Source organism: Blautia parvula (genome assembly GCF_020215665.1).
Classification (GTDB): domain Bacteria; phylum Bacillota; class Clostridia; order Lachnospirales; family Lachnospiraceae; genus Blautia; species Blautia celeris.
On record NZ_CP084061.1, the window covers coordinates 2193092 to 2207203 of the forward strand.

A 14112-nucleotide genomic window follows, 5' to 3' on the forward strand; every position below is an offset into this window, starting at 1 on the left:
TTCCGATATACGGAACTGTTGCTTTCTGCCATCTATTCACAACCTGTTGTTTTCGTAAGAAGCTTTACCGCCGAGCTTGTTCCGATTCTGTCGCATCCTTCTGAAAGAAAGGCTTCTAACGCTTCCCTGGTCCTGATTCCGCCTGCTGCTTTTATTTTTACGTTTTCCCCAATATATTTTTTGAACAGGCGGATATCCTCAATATCCGCACCTTTTGTGCCGAATCCTGTTGAAGTCTTAATATAATCTGCACCGGCACTGGTAACTGCTCTGCACATGGCAGTCTTCTCCTGCTCTGTCAGATAACAGGTTTCAATAATAACCTTTAAAACAGCATCCCCCACAGCTTCTTTCACAGCGCGTATTTCTGCCGTCACTTTTTGAATATCACCATTCTTCAGATCCGTTATATTGATGACCATATCCACTTCTTGGGCGCCTTTTTCCACTGCATCTTTTGCCTCGAACACTTTGGATTCCCTGGTACTGTATCCCAGCGGAAATCCGATAACTGTACAAATATTCAACCTGTCCCCATAAGTTTCCCGTACCCTTTCTATATAACAGGGCGGTATACAGACAGACGCGGTGCCATATGCAACAGCTTCCTCACAAAGTCTCTGAATCTCTTCCCAGCTTGCCGCTGCGTTTAAAAGGGTATGGTCAATATGCCTTAATATCTCTCTGTTCTCTCTCATGCTGCCTCCTGACCGTTTGGAAAAATCATGATTTTACTGAAAAAATAACCGCCTGCATCAATCTTTTTAAAGACTTCAGGTACATCCTCCAGACCTATTCTATGACTGATGATGCCCTTTGCGGACATACCATTTTCATACAGCTTGATAGATTCCGTCCAGTCTCTTCCCGGAAATGGCTTGGTAAAAGAATTCCAGGAACCTACAATCTCAATCTCGCTCCTCATAACATAGTCCACTTCCTCTTCAGACAATGCAAGGCCCTGATGAGAGATACCCAGAAGCACTACCTTTCCCTGCTTTCTCGCACAGCGGATGCACTGCTTCTGTGCAGCCGGAGAACCTGAAAAGTCGATCACCACGTCTGCCCCGATTCCTCCGGTTACATCTTTTACTTCCTGTATGACATCTGTATGCAGGGAATTCATAACACAGTCTGCCCCTGCTTCTTTTGCCATAATAAGCTTCTTATCCCACACATCCACGGTAATGATCTTGCCTGCACCCTGTATTTTTGCATACTGTACCGCGAAAAGTCCAATTGCTCCTGCTCCGAAAATACACACAGTCTCACCGGGCCTAAACCCGGCCTTGAACATTGCATGAAGCGCGTTCGCACAGGGATCCACCGTAGCTATATCTTCAAAGGGAACTTTCCTGTCCACTTTCAGAAGGTTGCTTGTTTTCACCGCAATATACTGTGCCATGGCGCCATCTCTTCTGGAGCCGTAATAATCATAATGATCACACAGGGAATACTGCCCCTCCCTGCACCAATGACAGGAATAACAGGGGATCAACGGCGTGGCAGTCACATGGTCCCCCACTTCAAAGTTTCCGGCTTTCTCACCTTTTTTTACAATGATCCCCCCAAATTCATGTCCCAGAATAATAGGGGAAACATGGGCTCCATACTTATTCGCACGCGGAATATCCGAACCGCAGATTCCCACAGCCATTACCTTTACCAATACTTCATCTTCTTCTATTTCCGGAATGGAAACCTCTTCCACTCTCAAATCCCCCGGTGCATACATTCTAACTGCTTTCATAAGCTGTCTTCCCTCTCCTTCTTGACTCTATACTCACCTTTTTACATCGTTACCACCAGTTTCATGGCTTCTCCTTTTTCGGCCTCCGCAAAAGCATCCTCCACACGTTTAAGCGGATAACAGGCACTGATATATTTTTCAGCATCTATAACACCGTCCCGGATATATTCCATTGCCCTTTTATTCTGCTTCGGTGTGGATGCATGGACACCAAAAACTGATAATTCCCTGTAATGGATCAGATTGCTGTCGATGAATCCCTTAGACTCTCCGGGAAGCCCTCCGAACAGGGATATTCTGCCCCTCTTTGCTAAAAGTCCCATGCCCTGTTCCTGTACTTTTCCGACTGAACAGGCAGTGATCACCACATCCGCACCATTTCCATCCGTTAACTCTCTGATCTTTTCTTCCAGATTTTCTTTAGAGGAATTTACAAAGGTTACCCCTTCCAGTAATCTCTCTGCCTGGCTGATTCTCTCCTGTGATGTCTCTGCGATCACAACTTTCCCTGCCTTTGCATGCATGGCAAGCTCCGCATGCATACACCCGATAATACCGCTTCCGATGATAAGAACACATTCTCCCGGTGCAATATTCAGATAAGACTGGGCATTCATGACACAGGCAAGAGGTTCGCTAAGGGCATACCTTGTATAGGAGTTCTCCTCCGGCAGAGTATAGACATTTCCCATTTCAAAGGCACAATCCGGAACTGCCATATACTCTGCAAAACCCCCGTCATATTCAAACCCTATGGTTTTCAGGTCATCACACATATTCGTGAATCCCTGTCTGCAGCTTCTGCAGTTTCCGCACCCTATGGCAGGTGCCATGGATACATGGGTTCCTACGGGAAATTTCTTCTTAAACTCATCCCGCACTTCTATGATCTGTCCCACAATCTCATGTCCCATAATCCTTCCATCCGGAATTTTATTGCTTCCGAACCGGTAGGTACGGATATCCGTACCGCAGATGGAACAGGCTTCCAGTTTGATAACTGCCCCGTTCCCCGCCTGCAGAGACGGCTTTTCCTTTTCGGTCAATCTCGGTTTTCCATTTTTATCGAATATGTAAGCTAACATACCTCTCCTTTTATTCTTGAATCAATTTCTCTGCTGCTTCTTCATCAATGATCAGGACATTTGCATAGCCTGCTTTAAGAACTGCACGCAGTGTCTCCAGCCTTTTCTCCCCCAGGATTACAGCAATTCGGAATTCACAATTTTTTAACTGTTCCATGGGAACCGCTATGGTCCTGTCCTCCAGGTCCTGATTGGCACATCTGCCATCCTTGTCAATAAAATGGGTACATACCTCTCCCACGGCTCCGGTATCCTTCAGATACTCTATCATATGATCCGGAATATAACCGGAACGGACCAGCGAACTTTGCTGTTCACATTTACCTACCGTAAATACAGCAATATTCATATTCTCCCAGAGCTGCATAACCTGACTTATGCCATGCTCTTTTAAAAAAATTTCTTTGTATGCCTTGTTTTCCACAATAGCAGGCGCAGTCATGGCGTATGCATCCCCGCCGAATGCGGAGACAAAATTATTGCTGATCTCCCCTGAAAATGTGCTGTTCTGGTTCTGGCTCAGCCCGCCGCATAACTGGACAACTTTTATCCCTTTATACTCCTGTTCCGTTGAAAGCCTTTTGGAACACTCATAAATTGTCCGGCCCCATGCAACGCCGATTGTATCTCCATCCTTTACGATGGCATTCAGAATATCATTTAAAACCCGTCCGAGCTCCTGGTAATAAGCCTCTCTTTTTCCTTCGTCCTTCTTTCTGCCCGCTGATACCATAAAGGCTTTTTTCAGCCCGTATTTTTTTCTGAGGTATTTTTCCTCTTCCGTCTCGATCAGCCATGGATTGCTGCTTCTTATCTCTATGAGTTTTTCTTTTCTCGCCTCAATAAGCAGTTTTGAAACATAGGAACGTGAAATCTCCATCTGCTTTGCTATTTGATTTTGACTTAAATTCTCCAGATAATAAAGTCTTACTACCTCTAGTTTTAAATGATCTCTTACCATATTTAATTTCTCCTTGTCTGCTGAAGTTTTATCCCTTCACAGAACCGGCCACCATCCCTTCCATAATCTTTTTATGAAACAGGAAATATACGATCACAACCGGCAAGGTAGCTATGGTAAGCCCTGCCATCATAGGCGTATACTGGACGGAGTGCTGTCCTGTAAAATATGTCAGCGCAATCGGCAGCGTTTTCAGCTCAGGTTTTCCCATCAGTACCAAAGAGAACGGAAATTCATTCCAGGCATCCAAAAAGCTTAAAATAATCACGGTCGAAAGTATAGGTTTGGATATGGGCAGAAACACCTTGAAGAAGATATCATGGGTATTTCCCCCATCAATGATTACAGCCTCTTCAATTTCTCTTGGTATGGTGGCAGCAAAGCTCGTCACCAGGAAAATGGCCTTTGGCAGCCCGAAAGCGGCATAGACTAGAGCCAGTATAAACCTATTATTATTCAGTGTAAATAGCTTTAGCTCCACAAAAATCGGTATTAAGAGGCTGTGTACAGGTATCAGCATCCCGGAAAGGAACATGGTATACAGAATTGTTTTCCCCCTGAACTGATACCTTGCAAATACCACTCCTGCTACAAAAGCAATAAAGACCAAAGCTGCCACAGCCGTAACACTGACTAACACACTGTTGACAAACGCCACATCCATCTTTCCTGTTTTAATGGCTGACAGATAATTGCTGAAATGAAAGGAAGTGGGAAGCCCGATCAGATTCCTTAAAAAAGAGGGCTCATCCTTCAAAGAAGAATAAATCATCCACACTACAGGAAACAGACAGAAAAGAGACAGAAGAGCTATGAGCACATTTACCAGCAGCATCAGTATTTTCTTCGATATTTGTGTCACTCCATAAGTTTTATTCATATTTCTTCTTTCCCTTCCCAAATATCACATTACATATCAACACCAGTGTCAGACTCACTGCCATGATTCCAACAGATATGGTGGAGCCGTAGCCGAACCGTTGTTTTATAAAGGAAGTCTTGTATGCATACATGGCCCCCACCATGGATGCAGTACCCGGACCACCGCTTGTGATAATGTAAATATGCTCAAAGATTTTCATACACCCTGATACAGCCAGAATAACAGAAATTTTCACTGTATCCATTGTCATGGGCCAGGTAATGAAAAATGCCTTTTTAATTCCCCCTGCCCCATCCAATGCAGCGCTCTCAAAAATTTCTTCCGGTATGTTTTTCATCGCACTGACGAAAATAACCACATACAATCCGATCCACTGCCATACAATGGGGACAGTTATACACTTCATAACAATATCCACATCGTCGATCCATGGCCGTATCCAGCTCTCCAGTCCAACCGAATGCAGCAGGAAATTAAGGAGTCCGTAATCCTGGTTATAGATGATCTTCCACAAAAATCCCACAACAACGGGAGCAAGAACTACCGGCATAAAGATTGCAAACTGGTGAAAGGATTTTAATTTGAGACCTTTGGAACAGATAAGGGAAGCAATGATAAAAGCGATCCCTACTTGAAAAACCACACAGCAGGCTGCCAGAATAAAGTTATTGAGCAGTGCTTTTCCAAAGATGGAATCCCCCAATAACCTGGAATAATTGCCCAGACCCAGAAATATCTTCTTCTTTCCTCCGGACCAGTTAAATAAAGAATAATAAATTGCCATAATGATCGGTATTGCTGTAAATACCAGAAACAGCACTACACTTGGAAACATATACAGAAAAAGAGTTCTCTTCTTAGGCTGCAGTACCTTGTTGTTTGCCATTTGGCAGCCACCGCCTTTCTAAATTTATCTGCGGAGACCGGCCGTTATCAGTCGGTCTCCTGTATAGTTACCGGGCACGAAGTGAACAGTAACCCTGTACACAATACTGTTTACCTGTTATCAGTCAAGAGTCAGCTCATATTCTTCCTGTACACGTCCGCCCCATTCCTCGGGAGTGATCTCACCAATGAGCAGTTCCTGGAAATTTGTATTCATGGCGTCTATCACAGAGGTGTCAAAGTGACAGTCGTACTGCGGAGTCTTCTTCACACTGCTTTTAAGCTGTGCATATTCCTGAACTAAAGGAGAAATCGCACTGTAGTCATAATCAATATTCATACCGCCGAAGTCACCTTTTTCTGCAAGATCTTTACACCATTCTTCATCTGTAGTATATTTGATAAATAACTCTGCAGCCTGTTTTTTGGCACCGGTAAGTTTGGCATTGTATGCCTGTCCCCATGCGGAGCCGCCCGGTGTTGCCGGATAATCCCCTTTTCCTCCGTCAATGGCCGGCAGAACAGCCACGCCTGATTTCTCGATCACGCTCTGGTCATCACCTGCGGTTGCAATCAGTGTTGCAAATGTCCATGAACCATCTACATAAGAAGCATATTCTTCGTTCAGATACGGCGGCATAACCTCAAACTGGTCAATGCTGTTGAGATTTGTATTGAGATATTCTTTATCAGCCAGTTCCGCCATTTTCTCAACACCTTTTAACATATCTTTATCTAAGAATCCGTCACCGGTGCCTTCCATGATGTCATCATACCATTTTGTACCGGCTCCTCTGTCTCCCATAGCCCCGAAAATACAGGAATTGGCAACCCACTGTCCGCTGTTTCCCACACCCAAAGGCACATAACCTGCGTCTTTCAGCTTTGCAAAACAGTCCATCATATCTTCCCAGGTCTCCGGGAACTTTTCGTATCCCACAGATTTATAGATCTCCTTATTGTATACTACAAGAGAGCAGCAGAGGTTCTGGAATGGCGCGCCATAGTAATGACCGTCATACTCCATATCAAACAGAACTTCATCATCAAATTTTCCTGACCAGTCTTTGTCATTTTCAAAAAATTCATCTACAGTTCCAATCTGTTCATTCTCCACCAGATTGGGAATCCATGCTCCTTTTACATTAAACACATCAGGCAGCGTATCTGCTGCAGCATAAGTCATCATGATCGTCTGGTAGTCATCATGCACGGAACCGTCATAATTGATCTTAATATTCGGATAATCCTTCTCCAGCCTTTCAATGGCATGGTTCAGTGCATATGATTTTGCATCTGTGGTACTGTCAAGAGGCCACATCATGGCAACATCAAGAGTTACCTCCTCCGTAAAATCTCCGTCGGACTTTGCGTCTGTTTCCGCTTCCGGCTCTTTCTCTTCTTTACTTTCCGGCTTTTCTTCTTTTGTCTCCTCCTGTTTTGCTTCCGGCTCCTCTTTCGGTTCTTCTGTGGAACCACAGGCAGTCAGCATAGAACAGACCATCACACCTGCCAATAATACAGCAATTCTTTTTCTCATTGTTTTCCTCCCAAATTCACATTATAATATTCTGCCGATATCGTTTACTGTTTCAAAAATCAACTGCTTTTTCAGCTCCTCCATTGTAACCGGCCGGCGGAAACTGTTTTTGCTGATTTCCACTGTTTTTATTCTGTCCGGCGATAGGTCAAAGCAGTTATCCGAAAATTCACAGTCATTATTATCCAAATCCATTTTTATACATTTTGCAAAGCAAGATGTCTGAATATTTAAGATATACTTTTCCTTATCATTTTGTACTTCCACACGAAACTCAGGATGTAAAAAATGGAAATGCTTTGGCTTTACAAACAGATAGGTCTCCTCACTAATCCTCTTCCCATCTTGACTGCATAACAAAAGTTCCAAATAATACTGCTTCTTGTCCTCCTCCCTGATTTCCTCTGTCCAGTCCATCTCCTGAAAGACAGAAGAGGAGGAACCCTGTATCTGTATTTCCTTTTTCCCTTCTTTCACTACACATCCCGCAGAATCCCTCAATGCCCATATAAGGTTTGCTGTAAATCCTTCAGGATGATCATTCACCACAAATATCTCCAGTCTCCGCGGTTCAAATCTGTCCTCTTTCACACACAGGACAACTTGACTGAAAAAACGTCTGGCATAATAGTGAAGAACCTTCAGCCGATACTCATAATCAATCCCAGACCAGCTTGTGCCCGGAAAACAGTCCACAATCTGCCAATAAAGTGCTCCCATACATCTCGGTTTCATACTGCGGAAATGATATGTCCCATATTTAATACCCTCAGCCTGCGCATACTGGGATGCGAAAATATATTCTTTAAAATTCTTGGGAGCCCGGACTTCCTGGAATATGTAATTCATGATCTTGCCATTTCCCATATTGCAGTAATTGTCACTGCAGTGCTGCATATAATCCATCACTTCCGAATTCGGACTCATATCCTCCGGTTCCAGGTAACTGCACAGTGTTTTATAATTTTGGAATGATTCCAGACCGAATTCGCTGATAAACCTTCCCGTGCAGTCTCTGTAAAATGTATAGGGTTTTGCCGGCAGATACCAGACATACCAGCAGTGCACATCTCCCTTCTCATATCCATTGGGATCATAATAACCTCCTCCGCTGGAGGGAGAACTCGGCCAGTATAATCTGTCAGGATCATACTTTCTGACTATCTCAGCCAAATGTACTTCATACTGCTGAAGGTTTTTCATCCTAAGTTCATGGGTCAGTCCCTCTGCATGATGCTCATAGTCATGAAACCATTCATTTTCGTTATTCCCGCACCAGAGCACAAGGCAGGCATGATTACGGAGCCTGATCACATTGTCCTTCACTTCCTCCCTGATGCTCTCCAAAAACTCATCGTTTGAAGGATATAAGGCACAGGCAAACATCAGATCCTGCCAGACTAAAAGTCCGTTTCTGTCGCACAGATCATACAGTTCATCATCAGGATATACTGCCCCGCCCCATATACGGATACAGTTATAGTTTGCCTCCTTACAAAGACGTATCAGTTCCCGGTGGCGCTGACCCCTGCAGGCTGTCAGGAATTTGTCCGGCGGCGTATAACTTCCGCCTTTTGCAAATACAGGAACGTTATTTACATAAAAGGCAAAGCTTTCCCCATCCGCATCTTCTTCCCTTCTCACCTCCATAGTACGAAGTCCAACAAAGAATCTTTTTTCCTCCTGTTCATCTCTGCACTGCATTTTGACACAAATCTCATAGAGAGGGTGATCTCCATATCCGTTGGGCCACCATATTTCCGGACTTTCTATCTCTGTCCATACTTCTGCCAGAGATTCTCTGCACTTTGTCTTTTCCCTGAATATCTCTTCCCCCTGAGGATCGTATACAGTCACCTCCACACAGACTTCTTCTCCGTATGCTGCTTCTGTCAAAGTCTCTGTTTTCAAGTAAACCTTTCCCTTTTCATGTCTCTGCCTGGTATAGATATGGGAAATCCTTGCTTTGTCATACGCTTCTATGTATACCTCTCTCCAAATGCCCAGATCCGGTACATTCGGCTCCGCATCCCAGCCAAAAGAACTGTGTGTTTTCCTTATCTGGGAAAATCCGTGGGGACTTGCGGTATTAAATTCAGGCAGAGGATGTTCCCTGTGCTGTTCTTCTATATAGCGCACCGATGAATATATAATCACCTGAAGCAGATTATCCTCGGCCTTCAGTATATCTTTTACCGGAAAACGATATGTGCGGTGCATATTTTCCGTGCGGGCAAGTTTCACGCCGTTGAGATAAATATCAGCTATGGTATCAATTCCCTCAAATACCACAAACTGTTTTTCCCTGAGAAGCACATCCTCCCTTACTGAAAAATGCAGTTTATATTCATAATCCCTTTCAGCAAGTTCATGAAACTCTCTGTCCTGGAAACGATAAAATGGCTTTTTAATTCTCCCTTCTTTTATCATATCCAGAAACAGGGAACCGGGCACTTCCCCATGATGCCATTCGTTCTCCTGTGTATCTCTGTACTTCCACTCCAAACCTCCCAGCCCTTGTACGATCATATACAGCCCCCGCTTCTCAGTCTTCTATTGTAGTAAATCTTGAAATCTCAGGATCCGTATAGACATCTGTGCCGTCATCACTGTAGGATGAAAATTCTGAGACAACTGCTCCCTCCGGCCCTGCCTGGAACCAGTGTTTTGTATTAGGTGCCAGGGTGTACTGCTCTCCTTGTTTCAGAGCAATCTCATGCCAGACAGTATAAACGTCATCTTTCCCATCAGGAATTTTCGCCTTCGGATTCTCGGTGGGCTCTCCGGGAACATGAACATATACTTCACCATAACGACAACGGAAAGTCTCTTCTTTTCCCGGATTTTCCGGTCCCAGCGGCGGATGCCTGTGCTCTGCACAGATTTGTCCGGGAAGCATGGGCAGTTCTTTGGCACAGCATCTTTTTGTATTTACATATACATGCAGCATAAGGCCTTCGTGGTAAGGATCATTCAGGCCGAAATCCGTAACCTCCATCCTTTCCTGTTCTTCCGGTGTCAGATAGATACCGGCTTTTTTCATCAGTTCCAAACCTTCCTTTTTGATCTTGTCATAATCGCTTCTCTTCATTTCCTTCTCCTTTGTGTCATATGACACTAACTTTTCTTTAGTTCTGTTACCATTCATTTTTCAGATGCATCTATAAAAACGAACTTTTTTGTTTATAACTGCATATTATCACAATTAATTATGCCGGTCAATTATGAATTTTCCACAATTTTATACTTAAATTTTCTACATATTTTATTTTTTCCAATTTTTACCATTTGTGTCATTTGACACAGGCAATGTAATCCTTTTTCTCTATTTTAATCTGAATATGCAAATGCACTGTAGTTTCAATGCAGCAGACAGATAATGGATTAAGTTTTAGTCATGTTATGCTCAGGAAACAAAAATGAATTTAGGAGGTATCTTATGCTGGAAGCAAAAGATTTAGAAGCCATTCGGCAGATAATGAAAGAAGAAATCAAATAAAAAAACCCTTGAAAATTCAAGGGTTTTCATCGAGCTGCCTAGCGGATTTGAACCGCCGACCTCCGCCTTACCAAGGCGACGCTCTACCAACTGAGCCAAGGCAGCATTCCTAGTGATGTGCTGTGTAACTCGTCATCACAATTAAGAATTCTAACAAAAGTTGTGTCAAATGTCAAGATATTTTTGAAAACTTTTTTATTTTTTTGTCGCAGCAGCCAGAACGGTGTAATATGCCCCCTGTGCGGTGCCCGGTTTGTGCACCGCACAGGTCATATTGTCACTGCTGTTTATCAATGCAGCGCTTTATTTTTTGTTTCCGCTGCAGTAGCCTGCCTGGAAATCCATGATGTTTCTGAGCTTCTGTCCCTGCATGTACCGTTTCAGGTTCTCTGTGCAGATATTTACCACCTTATCCAGGGTTTCCGGAAGGTGATAGAAGCCTGACACATGGGGCGTGATAAATACATTGGGATAATCCCACAGTCTGTGGTCAGCCGGAAGCGGCTCGGGTTTTGTCACGTCCAGGGCCACGCCTGCCAGACGGCCCTCATCCAGCACATCGCAGAGGTCCTCTGTACAGACCGCATCGCCGCGGCCGCCGTTCAAAAAGAAGGCACCCGGCTTCATGAGATGGAACAGTTCCTTGTCAAACAGGCCCCTCGTCTCCGGTGTACTGGGCAGGAAGGAGACCACCACATCGGCATGAGGCAGCAGTTCTCTGCAGTCCTTCATCAGATGCGGCTCATCAATGTACTCCGGGCAGTTTCCCGGACTTTTCTTCACCCCAATGACATAAGCGCCCAGGGCATGGGCCATCTTGGCAAAGTGGCGGCCGATATCCCCCATTCCGAAGATCAGCACTGTAGAGTCCGCAATGGAAGTCACGGTTCCGTGTTCGTCCCAGATATGCTTATTCTGACTGTCACGGTAGAGATGCAGTTTCTTCTGCATGGCTAACAGCATGGCAAACATATGCTCGGAAACAGTCTTTCCGTAGGCTCCGTTTGCTGTTGTGACAACTGTATTTTCATCCAGAATGCCCTGGCCTGTATAGGCGTCAGCTCCGGCAGAATTTAACTGCAGCCACTGTAGTTTTTTGGAAGCTCCGATTTTATCTGCCGGGACATTTCCCAGAATGATATCCGCCTCCTGCACCTGCTCCCTGCTCACTTCCCTGATCGAGGAATATACAAAATGATTCCCCGGTGCCGCCTCCTCCAGAAGCTCTCTATGTTCTTCTCTCACAGGTATCACTACCAGAATTGTTTTTTCCCTCATGTTGCTACCTCCCGTTCTTTCTGCTGTAACACTTTAATGTTTTAATTATTACTATTTTAACAGGGCAAAGGATTTTCGTCAATCAAATGGAGTGTGGTAGTGCCGATTCTGTGATTTTCCACAGAGTGGACCAAGACCCGCACGCCTGAAAATTCACATTCAAATCTCTCGCCGTTTTTCGGCACCCTTCCTATGATGCTGCAGATAAATCCGTTGAATGTGTCATACGTGTCTGTGGGAAGATGAACACCCAGCGCCTCCGCCACATCGTCCAGCGGAGCACAGCCCTGTACCTTCCACTCCTTGTCGCTGATCTTCTCAATTTCCCTGGGGCGCAGCGCTTCCTCCTCCTCGCACAGCTCCCCTACCAGGGCCTCCATCAGGTCATGAAGCGTGATGATGCCGGAGACACCGCCGTATTCGTCCACCAGCACGGCAAAATATGTCCTGTTCTTCTTCATATTGGAAAAAAGCACATCTGCCTTCATGCCGTCCGGCACAAACCAGGCCTTATCCACAGCCTGCGCCATGACAGCCTCACGCGATCTGTCCTCCATGCGGAAATAATCTCTGGTATCCAAAATCCCCACAATATCGTCACAGCTCTCACCGCACACAGGATAAAAGGAATGGCGGGTACGTCTTATCATATCCTCCCACTCTGCCATATCATCTTCCAGATACAGCGCATCCACATCAATACGGTGGGTACAGATCTGTTCCGCATCCATATCGTCAAAATCAAATATATTCTGTATCATCTCATTTTCCCGGGCATCAATGGTTCCCTGGGCATTTCCCTCCATGAGAAGCATACGGATCTCCTCCTCAGAAACCTTCTCCTCCTCTTCCTCCGGGTTAATACCCATCAGCTTCAGGATCAGGTTCGTGGATACTGTCAAGAGAAATACCAGCGGCGCAAATGCCCTGGACACTCCATAAAGCATGCCCGACATGGACAGCGCCATGGAATCCGCCTTTTTCATGGCAATACGCTTTGGAACCAGCTCTCCGAATACCAGGTTAAAATAAGCCAGTATCAGTGTGATCAAAAATACGGCAATGGATTTCAGCACGGATTCCGGAATGGCCACCCCTGCTGCCGTCAGCCACCCCACCAGGGGTCCGGCAAAGTTTTCCGCTGCAAACGCACTTCCCAGCAGTCCTGCCAGCGTGATGGCAACCTGAATGGTGGCCAAAAACCTGGCGGGCTGTTCCGTCAGGGCAGACAGCTTCACAGCCCTCTTATCCCCATCCGCAGTCAGCTTGCGCAGCCGTGTCTCATTCATAGAGATCACCGCGATCTCCGCACTGGCAAAAGTCGCATTTAAAAATATCAAAACAACCTGTAAAAGTAAAGCTCCTATCATTATCCTATACCTCCTGAAATCGTATTATGGAATCTTTCTCCCCATCTGTATGGGAAGTATGAAAAAACACAAAAAGGCACAGCCTGTATCCGGATCTCTCCGTATACAGACCACGCCTTATCTATCCATAATACGACATGGGGCAGCTAATCTGCTAAATGCACTATCACTATCGTCGCTATCCTCCATGTGCGCAATCACATCCTTTCCTCTTATTGTGTATTAAGATACCACTAAAACGCGCACCTGTCAATGCTGTTCTTTTGTGACTGTTCACTCTAAGAATTCCCTGATCTTCCCCCGGATTCTCTGCAGGGCATTGTCAATGGACTTGGGGCTTTTCCCCATAGCCTCCGCGATCTGGGTGTAGGTCATACCTTCCAGATAAGCGTCCAGCACCCGGGTTTCAAAACGGCTCAGATGCTGCCGGATCTTCTCCTGCATGACATTTACGTTCTCCCTGTCAATGACAATGGCCTCAGGGTCCTGCTGCTCAAAGGCCAGACTGTCCAGAATGGGACTTTCCTCCTCGCTGAGGGAAATGTAGGAGTTCAGCGGCTTATTTTTAAGCCTTCCCGACATTTCTATGGCCTTATAGATCTGCCGCTCCACACACAGGTTGGCAAAGGTGGCGAAGGTGGCGCTTTTCCCCGGCTGGTAATCTCTCAGGGCCCTGAACAGGCCGATCATGCCTTCCTGGATCAGATCCTCCCGCTCGCCGCCCACAATGAACATGGCATGGGCCTTTTTCAGTACCATCCCCTTGTATTTCTCCATGAGATAGTCCTCCAGCTCCTGCTCACCGTCCCTCAGCCGCTCAATCAATTCTTCGTCCGTAAACTGTTCGTAATTATCCATATT

12 protein-coding genes and 1 tRNA gene are annotated in these 14112 nt (G+C 45.3%); all 13 read right to left on the reverse strand.

The window, feature by feature from the left end; all coding sequences use genetic code 11:
• Positions 1 to 32: 32 nt before the first annotated feature.
• The 13 genes from deoC to LC508_RS10320 all read right to left on the reverse strand — a co-directional run bounded on the left by deoC (position 33) and on the right by LC508_RS10320 (position 14109).
• A complete protein-coding gene (gene deoC, locus LC508_RS10260) occupies positions 33 to 698 on the reverse strand; it encodes a deoxyribose-phosphate aldolase (protein WP_033142592.1) in 666 nt (221 codons plus the stop codon).
• A complete protein-coding gene (locus LC508_RS10265) occupies positions 695 to 1750 on the reverse strand; it encodes a galactitol-1-phosphate 5-dehydrogenase (protein ID WP_033142591.1) in 1056 nt (351 codons plus the stop codon). Before LC508_RS10265 ends, deoC begins: the two co-directional genes overlap by 4 nt.
• A 41-nt stretch (positions 1751 to 1791) precedes the next feature.
• Complete coding sequence (locus tag LC508_RS10270) at positions 1792 to 2835, reverse strand: zinc-dependent dehydrogenase (protein ID WP_033142590.1); 1044 nt, start codon at positions 2833 to 2835, stop codon at positions 1792 to 1794.
• Positions 2836 to 2845: 10 nt separating this feature from the next.
• Positions 2846 to 3796 (reverse strand): sugar-binding transcriptional regulator, encoded by a 951-nt coding sequence (locus LC508_RS10275; RefSeq protein WP_033142589.1) that lies wholly within the window; start codon positions 3794 to 3796, stop codon positions 2846 to 2848.
• A 28-nt stretch (positions 3797 to 3824) separates the two neighbouring features.
• Positions 3825 to 4676: a carbohydrate ABC transporter permease gene (locus LC508_RS10280; protein ID WP_081960475.1), complete on the reverse strand. Its 852-nt coding sequence runs from the start codon at positions 4674 to 4676 to the stop codon at positions 3825 to 3827.
• Positions 4669 to 5565 carry a carbohydrate ABC transporter permease gene (locus LC508_RS10285; RefSeq protein ID WP_033142588.1) on the reverse strand — a complete coding sequence of 299 codons (897 nt, stop codon included), beginning with the start codon at positions 5563 to 5565 and terminating at the stop codon, positions 4669 to 4671. Before LC508_RS10285 ends, LC508_RS10280 begins: the two co-directional genes overlap by 8 nt.
• 120 nt (positions 5566 to 5685) lie before the next feature.
• Entirely contained in the window at positions 5686 to 7104 is a 1419-nt protein-coding gene (locus tag LC508_RS10290) for an ABC transporter substrate-binding protein (protein ID WP_033142587.1), read from the reverse strand.
• Between the two features lie 21 nt (positions 7105 to 7125).
• Entirely contained in the window at positions 7126 to 9633 is a 2508-nt protein-coding gene (locus LC508_RS10295) for a beta-mannosidase (protein WP_103732027.1), read from the reverse strand.
• Between the two features lie 16 nt (positions 9634 to 9649).
• Positions 9650 to 10195, reverse strand: a complete 546-nt coding sequence (locus LC508_RS10300) for a D-lyxose/D-mannose family sugar isomerase (RefSeq protein ID WP_103732026.1) — start codon at positions 10193 to 10195, stop codon at positions 9650 to 9652.
• A gap of 440 nt (positions 10196 to 10635) precedes the next feature.
• Positions 10636 to 10708, reverse strand: a tRNA-Thr gene (locus LC508_RS10305).
• A gap of 198 nt (positions 10709 to 10906) precedes the next feature.
• Positions 10907 to 11881 (reverse strand): D-2-hydroxyacid dehydrogenase, encoded by a 975-nt coding sequence (locus LC508_RS10310; RefSeq protein WP_033142584.1) that lies wholly within the window; start codon positions 11879 to 11881, stop codon positions 10907 to 10909.
• 56 nt (positions 11882 to 11937) lie between these two features.
• On the reverse strand, positions 11938 to 13251 hold the full coding sequence (locus tag LC508_RS10315) for a hemolysin family protein (RefSeq protein ID WP_033142583.1): 1314 nt from the start codon (positions 13249 to 13251) through the stop codon (positions 11938 to 11940).
• Positions 13252 to 13524: 273 nt separating this feature from the next.
• Complete coding sequence (locus LC508_RS10320) at positions 13525 to 14109, reverse strand: sigma-70 family RNA polymerase sigma factor (RefSeq protein WP_033142582.1); 585 nt, start codon at positions 14107 to 14109, stop codon at positions 13525 to 13527.
• Positions 14110 to 14112: the final 3 nt, after the last annotated feature.